Genomic DNA, 15634 nt, shown 5'->3' with positions numbered 1-15634 from the left:
GGCTAGCCCCATACCGCTCAATTCCGTACCATTCCCCGCCTTATCCCCCGCAATGCCCTGGTACCTCATGAACCTCACCCGTCTGCGCGCCGATACCCTGGCCGGCCTCACCACGTCTTTCGCGTTGCTGCCCGAATGCATCGCCTTTGCCTTGGTGGCCCACCTCAATCCGCTGATGGGGCTCTACGGTGCCTTTATCATCTGCACCCTCACCGCGCTGTTCGGCGGTCGGCCCGGCATGGTCTCAGGCGCGGCCGGCTCGATGGCGGTGGTGATCGTCGCTCTGGTGGTGCAACACGGTGTGGAGTACCTGTTGGCGACCGTGTTGCTGGGCGGGTTGATCATGATTGCCTTTGGCGTCCTGCGCCTGGGCAAGCTGGTGCGCATGGTGCCGCACCCGGTGATGCTCGGTTTCGTCAACGGCTTGGCGATCATCATCGCGCTGGCGCAGTTGGAGCACTTCAAGAGCGGTGACACCTGGCTCAGCGGCACGCCGTTGTATGTGATGACGGGCCTGGTGTTGGTGACCATGGCCATTGTCTACCTGCTGCCACGGCTGACTCGCGCCGTGCCACCGGCATTGGTGGCGATCCTTGGCGTGGGCCTGGTGGTGTACCTGCTCGGCCTGCCGACGCGCACACTGGGCGACATGGCCCACATCGCCGGTGGCCTGCCGACCTTTGCCCTGCCGCAAATTCCCTGGACCCTGGAAACCCTCGGCATCATCGCGCCCTATGCATTCCTGATGGCCATGGTTGGCCTGCTGGAAACCTTGCTGACCCTGAACCTTACCGACGAAATCACCGAGACCCGTGGCTACCCCGACCGCGAAAGCGTGGCCCTGGGCGCGGCGAATATGGTCTCGGGGCTGTTCGGTGGCATGGGCGGTTGCGCGATGATCGGGCAGACCGTGATCAACCTCAGCTCCGGCGGGCGCGGGCGCTTTTCCGGGATATTTGCCGGGGTGATGATCCTGTTGTTCATTCTGTTTCTGTCGCCGTTGATCGAGCGCATTCCGTTGGCGGCGCTGGTGGGCGTGATGTTCGTGGTGTCCCAGCAGACCTTCGCCTGGGCGTCGTTGCGAGTGGTCAACAAGGTGCCGCTCAATGATGTGTTGGTGATTCTTGCGGTGACGGTGATCACGGTGTTCACCGACCTGGCGACCGCCGTGCTCTGCGGGATCGTGATTGCGGCGCTGAACTTCGCCTGGCAACAGGCCCGTGAACTGTACGCCGATGAGCATCTGGAAGCCGATGGCAGCAAGCTCTATCGCCTGCACGGTACGTTGTTCTTTGCCTCGACCACGCCGTTCCTGAACCAGTTCGACCCGGCCAATGACCCGGCCCAGGTGACGCTGGATTGCCGTCACCTGAGTTTTGTCGACTATTCAGCCATTGCTGCGCTGATGACCCTGCGCGAGCGCTACACCAAGGCCGGCAAGCACCTGCGGGTGCTGCATTTGTCGGAGCGCTGCAGGAAGTTGCTCAAGCGCGCTCATGCGCATCACGACTAACTTGCCCCTACAGGTGGCAGATGTGCCTGATCATCACGGTCCGACCAGGTCTTCCAATTCCTGGGCGCGGGTCTGGGTCATGTCCACCACGCAGCCGGAGCCGTTGATCTGATCGATGGTGCCACCGGTGGCTGAGCCTGCGAAAGCGCAATTGGCGTCGCGGTACTTTATCCACAGGCGCTGCACGTCTTGCAGTTGCTGTTTACGTGGGCCTTCCTGGGCGGCGAGGGCGGTCTTGTAGGCTTTGTTCAAGCGGTCGTCCTGCACCTTGGCGGCCTGGGTGTTGCAACCGACCATGTCGGCGGTCGTGTTGGCGCTGTCCATGCACTTTTTCAAGGTCGCGTTATCGGCGGCCGAAGCGGTGCCACACAGGGCGAGAAGCACGGCGCTGGCGACGAGGGATGTGCGGATCATGGTCGATTTTCCTGGGCGTGAGTGAATGCGCATTCTATGACTTGAGGCTGGCGCTTGAGTTTCCGAGGATCTCTGATCTTCATGTAAGAACACTTCATGTAAGAACACCCTCCGAATTTTCATGCACGGGTGTTGGGCATATCCCAACGCGACAGCGCTTATCTGTGCGCGAAAATTACTTTCATGAAAATTGAAAATAATCCTCGGCAATGATTTATGAGTTTCACAACCAATTCGACGTGACCCTTTCCGAGGAGTACCGCATGGCCGCATCACCGGGCTTCGGGCTACTGGCATACGCTGCCATCGCCATCATTGCTTTGATCGTGCTGATTGCACGTTACCGGCTCAACCCATTTATCGTCATTACGTTGGTGTCCATTGGCCTGGCGCTGATGGCCGGGATGCCGGCGGACACGATCATGGGCTCCTATGAGGCGGGCGTCGGTAAAACCCTGGGGCACATCGCGCTGGTGGTGGCGTTGGGCACCATGCTTGGCAAGATGATGGCCGAGTCCGGGGGCGCCGAGCAGGTCGCGCGCACGCTGATTAACCGCTTCGGCGAGCGCAATGCCCATTGGGCGATGGTGTGTATTGCGTTCCTGGTGGGGCTGCCGCTGTTTTTCGAGGTCGGTTTTGTGTTGCTGGTGCCCATTGCGTTTACCGTGGCGCGGCGTGTGGGCGTGTCGATCCTGATGGTCGGCTTGCCGATGGTCGCGGGCTTGTCGGTGGTGCATGCGCTGGTGCCGCCACATCCGGCGGCGATGATGGCGGTGCTGGCCTATAACGCGTCGGTAGGGCAGACCGTGCTGTATGCGATTTTGATCGGCATTCCGACGGCGATCATTGCCGGTCCCGTCTACGCCAAGTTCATCGTGCCGCATATTCACCTGCCCGCAGAGAACCCGCTGGAGCGCCAGTTCATCGAGCGCGAACCACGCACCCGCTTGCCGAGCTTTACCCTGACCATGGGCACCATTCTGTTGCCGGTGGTGCTGATGATGATCGGCGGTTGGGCCAACGTGATTTCTACGCCAGGCACCGGGTTCAACCTGTTCCTGTTGTTTATCGGCAACTCGGTGATCGCGCTGCTGGTGGCGACCCTGGTGAGTTTCTGGACCTTGGGCCTGGCCCAGGGCTTTAACCGTGAGTCGATCCTCAAGTTCACCAATGAATGCCTGGCGCCGACCGCCAGTATTACGTTGCTGGTGGGCGCGGGCGGCGGGTTGAATCGCATCCTGGTGGACGCTGGCGTCACTCACGAAATCCTCGGCCTGGCCCATGCCTTCCAGCTGTCGCCGCTGGTGATGGGGTGGCTGTTTGCCGCGTTGATGCGTATCGCCACCGGTTCGGCCACCGTCGCCATGACCACGGCCTCGGGTGTGGTTGCGCCTGTGGCGATGGGCATGGGTTATCCACACCCGGAATTGTTGGTGCTGGCCACTGGCGCGGGCTCGGTGATCTTTTCCCACGTCAACGACGGCGGCTTCTGGCTGATCAAGGAATACTTCAATATGACGGTGATCCAGACCTTCAAGACCTGGACCGTGCTGGAAACTTTGATTTCGGTGGTCGCGTTCGGTCTGACTTATGGTCTTTCCTGTCTTCTGTAATCCGGAGAACCCATGGACATCCTCTACCAGATCCGTGCTCGTCAGGACTCTTTCAGTGCCGGTGAAGGGCGTATCGCCAAGCTGATGCTCGATGATGTGGGCTTTGCCGCGTCGGCCAGCCTGGAGGCGTTGTCCCAGCGGGCCGAGGTCAGTACGGCCACCTTGTCGCGTTTTGCCCGCAGCGTGGGTTGCCGCGATTTACGTGATTTGCGCCTGCAACTGGCGCAGGCCAGTGGCGTTGGCAGCCGCTTCCTCGACCCGGCGGGTTTGCCAGAGCAGTCTGCGTTTCACCGGCAGATTCTGGGGGATATCGAAGCGACGTTGCGTCAGCACTTGTCCGGTTTCAACCAGGCGAGTTTTGTCGATGCGGTGAGCCTGCTGGGCAAGGCGCAGATGATTCATGCCTTCGGCATGGGTGGGCCATCAAGCCTGTGCAGTGACGAGTTGCAGGTACGGCTGGTACGCCTGGGCTACCCGATTGCCGCCAGCCATGATCCGGTGATGATGCGCGTCACGGCGGCAACATTGGGCCCCGAGCATGTGTTGATTGTGTGTTCGCTGACCGGCCTGACGCCCGAACTGTTAGACGTGGTTGCGCTTGCGCGTAACTACGATGCGCGCATTGTCGCCATCACCCTGGCCGATTCTCCCCTGGCTCAATTGGCGGATGTGCTGCTGCCGTTGCAACCGGCTGAAACCAGTTTTATCTACAAGCCCACGGCGGCGCGCTACGGAATGTTGCTGGCCATCGACCTGCTCGCCACCGAGCTGGCCCTGGCCCTGCCGGACGACAACCAGGAACGCCTGCGCCGGATCAAGCTGGCCCTGGACGATTATCGCGGCGGCCCCGACAGCCTGCCGCTTGGAGACTGATATGAAATACGACACGCTGATTCGCCAGGCGCTGATCATTGATGGGCGCAACACCCCGGGCTATGTCGCCGATGTGGGGCTGTTGGCGGGGCGCATCGAGACGATCGGTGACTTGTCGACTGCCGTGGCCGAGCATGAAATCGATGCCCATGGTCGTGTGCTGTCGCCGGGGTTTATCGACGTGCACACCCACGATGACACGGTGGTGATCCGCCATCCGCAGATGCTGCCCAAGCTCAGCCAGGGCGTGACCACGGTGATTGTCGGCAACTGCGGCATCAGCGCCTCGCCGGTGAGTTTGCGCAGCGATCCGCCGGACCCGATGAACCTGTTGGGCAGCGCTTCGGCGTTTGTTTATCCACGTTTCAGCGACTATCGAACGGCTGTCGAAAATGCTCATCCGGCGGTCAACGTCGCTGCGCTTATCGGCCATACGGCGCTGCGCAGCAACCATATGGACGACCTGCATCGCACCGCAACGCCGGACGAAATCGCGGCCATGCGCGTGCAACTGCAAGAAAGCCTGGAAGCCGGCGCCCTCGGTTTATCCACAGGCCTGGCCTACGCCAGTGCGTTCAACGCCAAGACCGATGAGGTGTTGCAACTCAGTGAAGAACTGACGGCGTTCGGTGCGGTGTACACCACCCATTTGCGCAGCGAATTCGAGCCGGTGCTGGAAGCGATGGATGAGGCGTTTCTGATCGGCCGACATGCCCAGGCGCCGGTGATCATTTCCCACCTCAAATGTGCCGGTGCGGGAAACTGGGGGCGTAGTCCGCAGCTGCTGGCGTCGCTGGAGTTGGCGGCGAAAACCCATCCGGTGGGGTGTGATTGCTACCCCTATGCGGCGAGTTCTTCGACCTTGGATCTCAAGCAGGTGACTGATGCATTTCGGATCACCATCACCTGGTCGACGCCGCATCCGCAGGTGGGCGGGCGCGATTTGCAGGATATTGCCGCTGAGTGGGACGTATCGCTGATGGATGCAGCCCGTCGCCTGCAACCGGCGGGGGCGGTGTATTACGGAATGGATGAGGCGGATGTGCGGCGGATCCTGGCGCATCCGTTGTCGATGGTGGGGTCGGACGGGCTGCCTGAAGACCCATTCCCGCATCCGCGCTTGTGGGGCGCGTTTCCACGGGTACTGGGGCATTTCAGCCGGGACGTGGGGTTGTTTCCGCTGCATACGGCGGTGCACAAGATGACCGGCTTGTCGGCGGCTCGGTTTGGCTTGGCGGAGCGCGGAGAGATTCGTGAAGGGCACTGGGCCGACCTGGTGCTGTTCGATCCGTTGCGCGTGCGTGATGTGGCGGATTTCAAGGAGCCACAGCGCGCGGCGGAAGGCATTGACGGGGTGTGGGTCAACGGGGTGTTGAGCTACAGCGACGGGCAGGCGAACGGTCAGCGGCCAGGACGTTTCCTGGCGCGTAGCGGGGATTTGCGTGGTGGGTTTTCGTCACTATAGTGGGCGCTCTTATCAGCGGAGCGGTCGCCATGCACTTAGGAAAAGTCACTCCCATCCTGCGGATTTTCGATGAGGCCAAGGCGCTGGAATTCTACGTCGATTTCCTGGGGTTCAAGGTGGATTGGCAGCATCGTTTCGAGGCGAATTTCCCGCTGTATCTGCAGGTGTCGTTGGGCGAGTGTGTATTGCATTTGTCCGAGCACCATGGCGATGCCTCTCCGGGGGCGGCGGTGCGGATTCAGGCGCAGGGTGTGGACGCTTATCAGCAGCAGTTGCTGGACAAGGATTACCGGTATGCCAAGCCAGGGGTTGAGGAAACGCCTTGGGGTTCGCGGGAGATGAGCATCAAGGATCCGTTTGGGAATCGGGTGGTGTTTGTCGAGGAGGGCTGAGGGGTAAATCGCAGGCAATAAAAAACCGCCTTAGTAGGGCGGTTTTTTTTGCAAACCCAGTTAGTGGCTGGGGTTGCGATCTCAAAGGACGCATCGACCTGCAGGCCGATATTACCTCCGGTAATTTCATCACGCAAGGCTGAACGATGTTCGGAAAGGGACACTTTCCGGCATTTTCTCGGGTAAGCACTGACTGCAAAAGCTTGCAATGAATTCATCGCACGATACTGGATATTTGGTCACTGTCCGACACACCTTCGGCGGAACTGTTGGTTAGGATTCCCTCCGTTCTGCGTTTGTCGCTTTTTGGGTGGGCCGGGTATGCGCGCGAATTCTGGACCGACCGCCACGGGCTAGTAATCCGTGCCGGATTGATGCGGAAGGACCATTAGCCCGGCCACCTCAAAGGACGCATCGACCTGCGTCCGAAGGCCCACGTGTTCCGGTAAGTGAGCTGGAGGTAAGGCCCAACTCACGGAGGGCCGAGTATGTCTAAGTTTGCACGACGTACGTGGAACCTCGTAGTGAACTGCCTGCGTGCTTATCACGTCTGGAAGTTCCTGCGGGACAGCTTCGATGACCGCTAAGGTCTGAGAAGTGGAGCCGCCTCGGTGTATACCAAGGCGGCTTTTTGGTTTCTTACACCCGGAAATGGCTGACCATCTGCTGCAACTGGCTGCCCAAGCGCGCCAGTTCAACACTCGACTTGGCCGTCTCGTCACTTGCCGTAGCGGTCTGCTCCGACACATCACGCACATTCACAATACTGCGGCTGATCTCCTCGGCCACGGCGCTCTGCTGTTCGGCGGCGGCGGCGATCTGCTGGTTCATCGACTGGATGTTCGACACCGTACGGGTGATGTTTTCCAGTGATGCACCGGCTTTGCGTGTCAGCTCGACGCTGCTGTCGGTGAGGCTGCGGCTGTTGTTCATCACCGTGGCCACTTGCTGGGTGCCGTTCTGCAAACCAGCGACCAACTCTTCGATCTCTTCAGTGGATTTTTGTGTGCGCTGGGCCAGGCCACGCACCTCGTCGGCTACCACGGCAAACCCACGACCGGCTTCACCGGCACGCGCGGCTTCGATCGCCGCGTTGAGCGCCAGCAGGTTGGTCTGTTCGGCCACGGCCTTGATCACATCCATCACGCTGCCGATCTTGTTGCTCTCTTGTTGCAGATGGGTCATGGCATCGGTAGAGCGTGCCACTTCGGCAGCCAGGCGTTCGATTTGGGCGATGGCTTCGGCCACCACCTTGTCGCCTTCGCGGGCTTGGCCGTCGGCGTCGGAGGCGGCTTGGGACGCCTGTTCGGCATTGCGTGCCACTTCCTGCACGGTAGCGGTCATTTCGTGCATCGCGGTAGCGACCTGATCGGTCTCGATTTTCTGGCTGTTCACGCCAGCGCTGGTTTGTTCGGTAACGGCTGACAGTTCTTCAGCAGCGCTGGCGATCTGGGTCACGCCGTCGCGAATACCGCTGATCAGCTCGCGCAGAGTGGTACCCATACGCTGGATGCCTTGTTGCAGCACGCCCAGTTCATCACGGCGGGTGACCTGGATATTGTGGCTCAAGTCGCCGGAGGCAATGCGCTCCACCACGGCCAGGGTTTCCTGAATCGGGCGGGTGATCTGACGGGTGATGACCCAGGCGGCGATGACGCCCACCAGCAGCGCCAGCAATGTGCTGATCAATTGCAGGCTACGGGCCTGGATGCTTTCTGCGTCGCGGCGTTCCAGTTGAATGTCGTACAACTTGTCGCTGATGGTCACGATGTCGCTGCCCTGGGTGGTCATTTCGGCACGGGCTGCAACGATGTTGGCATTGGCTGCCTTGTAATTTTGCACCGCACTGCGATAGGCACTGAGTGCGGTATCCAGCGCGGCCAATGCGGCTTGTTGGCTGTTACCGAAGGCGCTGTTGAGACTTTTCAAGCTACTGACGGCTTTCTCGATTTGCGCTGCGGCGCGGGCTTCGGTCTCGGCGTTGGCGTTGTTGGTGTAGCCACGCACTTCATAGCGTGCGAGTTGGAATTCTTCCTTGGCGTTGGTCACGGCCTGGTACTGAGTGAACCGCTCCGGGCTGTCACCCATCTGCTGCACACTGGTGTCCAAGGCATTGATTTGCGCATTGGCGATGTCGGCTTTGTCGCCCATCACTTGGCGCGCGGCATTGCCGTTACGGTAAGCCTCGCGCATTTTGTTCAGCGACTGCTGATAGGCGGTAATGACCGCTTTCTGGTCATTGAGCAGCTTGAGGTTTTCCGGGCTCTTGAAGGTATCAAGCAGCTTTTGCTGCTGGGCAACGAAGGCGTCAAGGCTGGTCTGTACGTTCTGCGCCACGGTTTCGTCGCCGTTGGCCAACATGTATTGCAGACGCACGATGCGCAGTTTGGTCAGCGAGGCGTTGAGCTGAGTGATGTCGCTCATCCAGTTGCTGCGATCGATCAGGCCGCCGAGGCTGGTCCAGCCGGTGAGGGCCAGAATCGAAGTGAGGACCAGTACCAGACCGAAGCCCAGGCCGAGTTTGAGGTTGACGCTGATGTTACCGAACCAGCTGTTCATCGAATGCTCCGCAAGAGTGATGTTTGTTTGCTGGATGGTGTTGTTATTTGAGCCAGCCGAGGTATGTAGGGCTGTATCGGCGGCAATGCCTGAAGCTGAAATGCCTTTTGTCCGATGCGCTCACAAAAGCTGGTCCGCAGAGCGGACCAGACAGGGAGGCGTTGAAGTGTTACGGCGCTGGTATCAGGTGTATCTCGAATTTGAGGGCTTCAATCAGTTGAGATTGATACGTGAAGCGCTTGTCGCGAATTTTTTCCCAACGATCAATGAAAAACTGGCCCTTGTCATCGATCTGAATGGGCGTGACCACAATCTCCCCGCTGTTGGAGTAGTGCACCAGGTTGGTCTCGGCGGCGGATGGGCGCTCGATCAAAAAGTGGCCTTTGATGCGCAAGCGTGAGCGGCTTGGCGGTGCGGGTGGACGTATGGTTGGCCTGCCGGCAATGCCGATTTCTAGCGTGAAGTCACTGCGCAGGGCCTGCGTACTGAACTCATCGACGACCCATCCACCCCGTGTCAGAGCGCGAGTTGTTCCGGCGGCGGCATCACGTACGTGCAGGCTGACGGCGTCTTGCAGTTGGGCGATTCCGGGCACTAATAGATTGATGTCTGTGTGCGCGCTGCCCATGAATGCCACCCACTTGTGAGGGCCAAGCGCGATCTGGTCGGCCTTGATGACTTCGTTGGCGAAGTAACTGAATAACGTGTTGCGTGGCGTAGTGCCGCGTGCGCCCTTGGTGTGGTAACTGGCGGTGCAATCCAGGGCGCGCACCCGGATGCCATATTTATTGGCGGCCTTGACGACGTTGGTGTAGGTGTCGGGCCCTTGGTAATTGAGCATGTGACCGTTGTCTTGCTGCTTCAGATAGGCCTCCAGGTAACTCGGCATTCTCAAGCTGTCATGCAGTATGTCCAGTTCATGTTGGTGCAGGTCGGTGAGCAGGTGTTCGACATAAAGGGTCTTGACCCCTTGTTGTTTCAACAGCTTCATGTGTTGGATCAGGAACTGTTTGCTTGACTGTGCGGAATGGGCTTCGCCGATCACCAGTCCGAGCTTCTGTTGATACAGGTGCTCGATAAAGTTCCGCTCACTGGTGGCCTCGGCAAGTTGGGTCAGAGAAGCGCGTGGGGGCGAGGTGTAGTCGGCAAAAAAAGCTTCGGCGCGCTCATGCAGGCGTTGTCGAATACGCACGAACTCATCGAACGCCGCTTTTCGCGGGTCTTCGCTTGTCACTGAATAGCGCGAATCCAGGCCTCGGTGAGAGTCGGCCAATTGCTGGGTGTGTTTTCTCATGGCTAGGGGCATATCGAATTCACTGTAGTGCGTTGTACTTACGGCGGCAGATGGCACTGGGGCGGGCCCTGGCTTGGCGCGCGCATGATAGGGCGTCGACAGCGTGAGCTTGTAGTGGCCTCTGGAAAGGGCCGCGGACTGAGTGTCGATCCCGATGCCTATCGGCTGGCCTGGTGCGACATCTTCGATGCGCACAGCGTAGACATTCTGTAGATCGGCCAAACCGGGAACCTGCTCGTAGGTACCCAAGCGATTCTGTTCAACCAGGGCGACCCAGCCTTCATCCGGGTTTTTTTTGGCATTGCGCTCGATCACCTTGTGCGAATAGAAATTCCTCACGCGGCTGGAGCGAGGGATAAAGCGTTCACCATCGGCCAGGTCCAGCACATGCTCCATGTGATAAGAGCTGGCTGCGTCAAGCCCATCAATGGCGATGTTGTGGTGGTGGGCTTGCAGCATCAGGTTGCGAAAAGTGAACGGTGCCTCGCGGGTATAACCCATTTCCAGGTCGACCCGTGCCAGATGGTCTTCGACGCGTTGTAGCGCGGCAGCCAGGTTGCCGGTGGCTTCCCGGTTGATGATGTTCAACTTGTTGCGAAACAGATCGGCCGGCAAGTTTTCGATGTACAGGCGCTTGATCCCCAGGTTGGCCAGTTCCTGCATATTTTCGATTAGCCATTGCTTGCTGGCGATGGACGCATTGGTCGAGCCGATGCTCAGCCCTTTGTTCTGCCCCAACAATGTTTTGAGCAGATCGGCACGTGGAGTGTCCGCCGCGATGTGCGGCAAGGCAGCCCGCGCAGGGAGCGGTGGTGGGGTCTTGAAAAACGTGTCGGCATCTTTGACTAGTCGTTCCACCTGGCTTGAGTAGGCGGAATGCAGCGGGCGCAATTCATCGTAAGCGCTAACCGTGGCGGCACGTGCTGTGGCAACGTTCCAATTGCCTTCCAACCTGGTCTTGAAGTCTGGGTCGAGCACCGCCCGGAATGTGCGTGCTTGATTGGATGGCACCTCGTAGATCGTCAACGTATTGTCCACCTCCTCTACCAACGGCTGGTAAGAGTCACGGCCCCCACCGGCCAGGCCAGAGCGCACCCAACGCCCTTCGGCGTTTTGGTTGACCAAGCGAGCGGTGGACTGCATTTGCCCACTCACTGGGTCTTGGCGATAGAGCAGGTGACGTCCCAGTGCATCCGGGGTTTGGGGTGTCCAGAACGATTGGCCATCGAACAGCACGGGTTTCATCGTGTCGGGCGGGGATGCTTGCAGCTGTTTCAGCTGTGCGGATTTTACCGCTTCGTTTCCCGTTTTGAGCGTGGGGCGTACGGGGCGCAGGGCGTAGAAGGAGCCGGTGATGGCGGGGCGCAAGTCAAACAGCAGAGCGCCACCCAGGTTGGCCAGGTAGCCGATGTAGTGTTGCAAGGCTCCGCCCTTGTCCCCTTGGTGGTAAGCGTCAAGGGCTAACATGGCATCTTTGAATGCGAGCAATCCGCCCAGGCTCAGGCTTAACGCCGGGAAGGGGATGGTGGCAATAGCGGTGACCCACTCTACGCAGGTCCAGAGAATGCCAGTGATCATTTGGATGCGGTTGACTGTTGAACCCTGTACGTCGTCGATCTTGCGTTGCAGGTTCATGTTGTAGAGCTCATGGCGCAAATCCGTCAGCGGCATGGCGTGAGTGATACTGTCGTGACGGGCAGGGCTTGGGGTGGTGCGGTTTATGTCTTGCGGTAGACCTTTTTGCGCACTCAGTAACCATTGATTGATCCGCGTCTGGGATTGCAGCGGCACTCGATTGGTTAGGTAGGCCAGAAAGCCGTTGTCTTTTTTTAGCAGATAGTTGAATAACTTGGCCTCACGAACGCCGATGCCATCCGGTGCGTTGGGGGTATAGAGCAGCACCGGATTGTCGGCGTGTCGAAACAGGTAGCAGCCGATCACCCAATCGCCTTCGATCGACAGACGATGTACCTGGTAGGTATTGCGGGATGTGGCGGTGGTATCAGGCAGGCTATCAATGGCGCGTTCAAGCCAAGCCAGGTCGACGCTGGCGATTTCGCCTTGCAGCCGCGACTCCAGAGCAGCGCTTTTCATCTGCAACTGAGTGATCTTGAGGGTGGCATCCCGTCGTGCGGCATAGCCTGGGCTATCGACAGATTGCAGGCTTTTGCGCACTTCATCGGTGTAACGTTGGCCGATCCAAATGCCGGTTACCGAGCGAGCGACGTTTTGCGCGGTCAGGCGGCTCAGGTCGACTTCCGGTGGCCCACGAAAGGTGGCTGAGGCAGCGAATTTTTCGTTGAGAAAACCAATACCGTCTTCGTATCCATCGCGGTACAGCTGGGTGTAGGACACTGGCTGCGATGCGACCCCCAAGAGCGGTTTGGGTGAGTAGGCAAATACGCTGTCCGGGTCGATATCGTTTTTGGGACGGTTGAGCAGGGCGTTGAGGCTGCGTTTGGCCTTGTCATGCAGGAAGGCTTCGAAGCTCGAGAAGTTAGCCTCGGAGTCTGGTCGAGCATTGTAGGTGTCAAGGGCTCCGGCGGCATCGGCGCTGAGGGTAGTCAGGCGGGTTCGATCCGCCGACGAAGCCGAGCGATACCAGGACGGCGTGCCGTGTTCATAGTCGTCCACCACCTGACCATCGAGTAAATGCGCCACCATGGCGTCCAGGCACTGGGTGTAGTTGCACGGTGTACCAAACGTTACTTCCAGGTGTTCGTCTGCGTCGGGTTTGAAGGTCAGGGATTTGAGGAAAAGTGCCATCTTCGGTTGAAAACGCAGCGGAGCCTGGCCCATCAGGTAATCGCGCATGGAGCGGCCTTCGACGGACGACTTATCGACGGCCCAAGCGAGGATATGGACCTGGCATTCTCTTACGCTGGTGAAGGTGATGAACGATTGAGCACGGGGTGATTCCGGAGTGCACAACAGCAATCGTTTTGCCTCGCCTTGGGCATTGTTTTCGCGCAGCACCCAGAGGTCCTTGAGCTGCGCGCCGTGGAGCGAAACGGAGTGGGCGTGCAGGTGGGGTTGAGGTTTTTCCCGTAGTTGCTCGAACAATTGATGGTCGGCCGGGCTCAGGCTTCCTTGCAGTTTGCTGATCCGAGCCAGTGTTACGAGCCTCTGGTCCAGCATCGTGTGAGCTGCGGAGCGAGTTTCAGGTTTGGCCTTCATGTCTGTCTGGAGTTTGGCGAAGTCCAGTCGCGGCTGCAGGTTTTGCACCAGTATTCGTACGCCGACCGGTGTCAGTCCCGCGTGGGAGGCGGTCAAGGCTGCTCCTGCGTAGGTGAGGTGGGTCTGTTTTTCAAAGGTCGACCCCGGTAGTTCATCGCCGGTATGCAGGCCGCGCAGGCTCAGTTCAACCAGGCTTTGGCGCTGCTCGTAGGTACCGACATTGGGCACTGTGCGTTGGGTGGTGACGAGCAGTTGGCTTGGGTCCAGGTCATGGATGTCCAGCTCATCGGCCAGTTGCTCGACCAAACTGAAATGTGCCAGGGCTTGAGGTGTCGCAGCGGCTCCGAACAGGTCGATAAACTCACCGCGAGCCTGGTTGTAAGCGTGTATTTGTTGCACCAGTGCGGACTGCTGGGTGGTCTCGGCGTTTCGGTACCAATCCGGCAGGCTGTTGTACAGGTGGAGTTCCAACAGACGTTGCGCACGAAAATCCAGGCGCAGGGTCAGGTCGGGCAGGGCATCGGACAGTGCCTTGTCCAAGGCCACCATCAAGATGGATGTGTCGTGCGTTGGGTTGTGGGTGAGGCTCAGTGCCAGCTCGATGTCTTGTCGACGCTTGTCGAGAATGGCGTTCCAAGTGTGTTCGAACAGCGGCTCACCTTCGATTGGCTGCAATTGGAGAGGCCAGATTCCGATAGTGTCCAACGCTTGGTAGCGCACCGGTAAATGCTGAGCGATTTCTGCATGCCCCGCTGGCGACTTCAAGACTGCCCACAGGCTCTGTTCAAGGTCGCGTAGCGATGGAAATGCTTCCAGGCCTCGGGAAGGGGTGAAGAACAACACCGGCCCTGTGTCCACCGTGCTTGTCAGGTCATTGACTACTGGGCTGGATTGGCGAGTCAGTACAAAAGCGCCGGCAAATTCTATCGTCTGTTCCTGGTACGTGAACGTCAGGGCGTACATTCCGGGGCGCAGGGTGGGGCCGAGGGTGCAATCTTCGATCATGCGCAGGTCTGACGGAGCCAGCAGGTAGTCGTCGGCGTTAAGTTTGGCTTCCTGTTCCATCGCGGTGCTGCCTGCTGCAAAGGTCATGAAAGATTTTCGACCTTGCCCATCAATGGTGCTGGTTTCATCCAGGGCCTGCAGTTGCTTGTTCAGGTTCGCGACCTGCTGTGCCAGCCGTCTTTTTCCATCATCGGTCGTGAGGTCGGCGTGAGCGAGGTCCTGATACAACGCGCGCGATTGGCCAAGCAAGCTGACGTTGGCTTTTTTGAGTGTGGCATTGAGCTTTTCCAGGGCCAATAGAGCCTCTGGCAACGCAATTGGGAGCCGGGTGCGGGAACGCAGTGCGGGGACGATTTCCAGTAAATGGGTTTGTATCGTTTGAAATGAGGGGTCAGCAGGTGGGGTATTCGGCGTGCTCATCGGCACAGCTCCCATGAGGATGAAGTGAATCATCAGCTTGGGGGCCAGGGCAGGTGCTGCGGCAGTAGATAGCTATGCACGAGGCGTTGTGTGGGGCTCATCAGCAGCCAGGATTCTGTGCTAGTCTGCGGGCCCTTTTAGTTCTGGATGACACGGGAATAGCGGCATCTGTGCCGGTTTTTCAGTGCTGTCCTACAGCGGAGCGTTCCATGTCCGAAGTTAATCTGTCCACCGACGAAACTCGCGTCAGCTATGGCATTGGCCGTCAACTGGGCGACCAGTTGCGTGACAACCCGCCACCGGGCGTGAGCATTGATGCGATCCTGGCCGGTCTGACCGACGCCTTCGCCGGCAAGCCAAGCCGTGTCGACCAAGAGCAAATGGCCGCCAGCTTCAAGGTTATCCGTGAAATCATGCAAGCTGAAGCCGCAGCCAAGGCTGAAGCTGCTGCTGGTGAAGGCCTGGCCTTCCTGGCTGAAAACGCCAAACGTGTTGGCATCACCACCCTGGCTTCCGGTCTGCAATTCGAAGTGCTGACGGCAGGTGATGGCGCCAAGCCAACCCGTGAAGACCAAGTGCGTACTCACTACCATGGCACTCTGATCGACGGCACTGTGTTCGACAGCTCCTACGAGCGCGGCCAGCCAGCAGAGTTCCCGGTTGGCGGCGTGATCGCCGGTTGGACCGAAGCCCTGCAACTGATGAATGCCGGCAGCAAATGGCGCCTGTACGTGCCGAGCGAACTGGCTTACGGCGCTCAAGGCGTTGGCAGCATCCCGCCGCACAGCGTTCTGGTGTTCGACGTCGAGCTGCTCGACGTTCTGTAAGACCTGCTGATTACTGCGGGTGTTGGGCTTGTGTGGGAGCGGGCTTGCTCGCGAAGACGGGGTGTCAGTCACTCACTTGTTG

9 protein-coding genes and 1 pseudogene are annotated in these 15634 nt (G+C 59.2%); 6 read left to right on the top strand and 4 right to left on the bottom strand.

Translation table 11 applies throughout. The features are described 5' to 3' along the window. Positions 1-67: 67 nt before the first annotated feature. Positions 68-1513, top strand: coding sequence for a SulP family inorganic anion transporter (locus ACRESD_RS25415; RefSeq protein ID WP_431753423.1), 1446 nt, complete (start codon positions 68-70; stop codon positions 1511-1513). Between the two features lie 33 nt (positions 1514-1546). On the opposite strand, the gene ACRESD_RS25410 is transcribed toward ACRESD_RS25415, so the two are convergent. Further along, a complete protein-coding gene (locus ACRESD_RS25410) occupies positions 1547-1927 on the bottom strand; it encodes a lysozyme inhibitor LprI family protein (RefSeq protein WP_431753421.1) in 381 nt (126 codons plus the stop codon). A gap of 209 nt (positions 1928-2136) precedes the next feature. Here ACRESD_RS25410 and ACRESD_RS25405 point away from each other — a divergent pair, with 209 nt between their 5' ends. From ACRESD_RS25405 to ACRESD_RS25390, 4 genes are read left to right on the top strand one after another with little or no spacing between them, the layout of a single operon-like run. Beyond that, positions 2137-3540, top strand: a complete 1404-nt coding sequence (locus tag ACRESD_RS25405; protein WP_431753420.1) for a gluconate:H+ symporter — start codon at positions 2137-2139, stop codon at positions 3538-3540. Between the two features lie 12 nt (positions 3541-3552). Then, positions 3553-4413 carry a MurR/RpiR family transcriptional regulator gene (locus ACRESD_RS25400; RefSeq protein ID WP_431753419.1) on the top strand — a complete coding sequence of 287 codons (861 nt, stop codon included), beginning with the start codon at positions 3553-3555 and terminating at the stop codon, positions 4411-4413. 1 nt (position 4414) lies between these two features. Beyond that, positions 4415-5878 (top strand): N-acyl-D-amino-acid deacylase family protein, encoded by a 1464-nt coding sequence (locus tag ACRESD_RS25395; RefSeq protein ID WP_431753418.1) that lies wholly within the window; start codon positions 4415-4417, stop codon positions 5876-5878. A gap of 29 nt (positions 5879-5907) precedes the next feature. Then, the gene (locus tag ACRESD_RS25390; protein ID WP_431753417.1) at positions 5908-6270 is read left to right on the top strand and encodes a glyoxalase superfamily protein; all 363 of its coding nucleotides are present in this window, start codon (positions 5908-5910) and stop codon (positions 6268-6270) included. A 639-nt stretch (positions 6271-6909) separates the two neighbouring features. Here the strand turns inward: ACRESD_RS25390 and ACRESD_RS25385 are convergent. From ACRESD_RS25385 to ACRESD_RS25375, 3 genes and pseudogenes are all read right to left on the bottom strand, one after another. After that, positions 6910-7614: a methyl-accepting chemotaxis protein gene (locus ACRESD_RS25385; RefSeq protein WP_431753422.1), complete on the bottom strand. Its 705-nt coding sequence runs from the start codon at positions 7612-7614 to the stop codon at positions 6910-6912. 198 nt (positions 7615-7812) lie between these two features. Then, positions 7813-8694 (bottom strand): annotated as a pseudogene (locus ACRESD_RS25380) (methyl-accepting chemotaxis protein); the annotation flags it as partial. 304 nt (positions 8695-8998) lie between these two features. Continuing rightward, complete coding sequence (locus tag ACRESD_RS25375) at positions 8999-14602, bottom strand: dermonecrotic toxin domain-containing protein (protein WP_431753416.1); 5604 nt, start codon at positions 14600-14602, stop codon at positions 8999-9001. 332 nt (positions 14603-14934) lie between these two features. Between ACRESD_RS25375 and ACRESD_RS25370 the strand changes: the two genes are divergently transcribed. After that, positions 14935-15552: an FKBP-type peptidyl-prolyl cis-trans isomerase gene (locus ACRESD_RS25370; RefSeq protein ID WP_431753415.1), complete on the top strand. Its 618-nt coding sequence runs from the start codon at positions 14935-14937 to the stop codon at positions 15550-15552. Positions 15553-15634: the final 82 nt, after the last annotated feature.

The organism is Pseudomonas sp. (assembly GCF_050739995.1).
GTDB lineage: Bacteria > Pseudomonadota > Gammaproteobacteria > Pseudomonadales > Pseudomonadaceae > Aquipseudomonas.
The sequence above is the reverse complement of the archived record's forward strand: the minus strand, read 5'-3'. Positions and strand labels throughout refer to the sequence as shown.

Bases quoted from the DNA above. Each gene is read 5' to 3' on its own strand.
- ACRESD_RS25400 (WP_431753419.1), top strand. From the start codon at position 3,553: ATGGACATCCTCTACCAGATCCGTGCTCGTCAGGACTCTTTCAGTGCC.
- ACRESD_RS25395 (WP_431753418.1), top strand. From the start codon at position 4,415: ATGAAATACGACACGCTGATTCGCCAGGCGCTGATCATTGATGGGCGC.
- ACRESD_RS25370 (WP_431753415.1), top strand. From the start codon at position 14,935: ATGTCCGAAGTTAATCTGTCCACCGACGAAACTCGCGTCAGCTATGGC.
- ACRESD_RS25415 (WP_431753423.1), top strand. From the start codon at position 68: ATGAACCTCACCCGTCTGCGCGCCGATACCCTGGCCGGCCTCACCACG.
- ACRESD_RS25385 (WP_431753422.1), bottom strand. From the start codon at position 7,614: ATGACCGCTACCGTGCAGGAAGTGGCACGCAATGCCGAACAGGCGTCC.
- ACRESD_RS25405 (WP_431753420.1), top strand. From the start codon at position 2,137: ATGATTTATGAGTTTCACAACCAATTCGACGTGACCCTTTCCGAGGAG.
- ACRESD_RS25410 (WP_431753421.1), bottom strand. From the start codon at position 1,927: ATGATCCGCACATCCCTCGTCGCCAGCGCCGTGCTTCTCGCCCTGTGT.
- ACRESD_RS25390 (WP_431753417.1), top strand. From the start codon at position 5,908: ATGCACTTAGGAAAAGTCACTCCCATCCTGCGGATTTTCGATGAGGCC.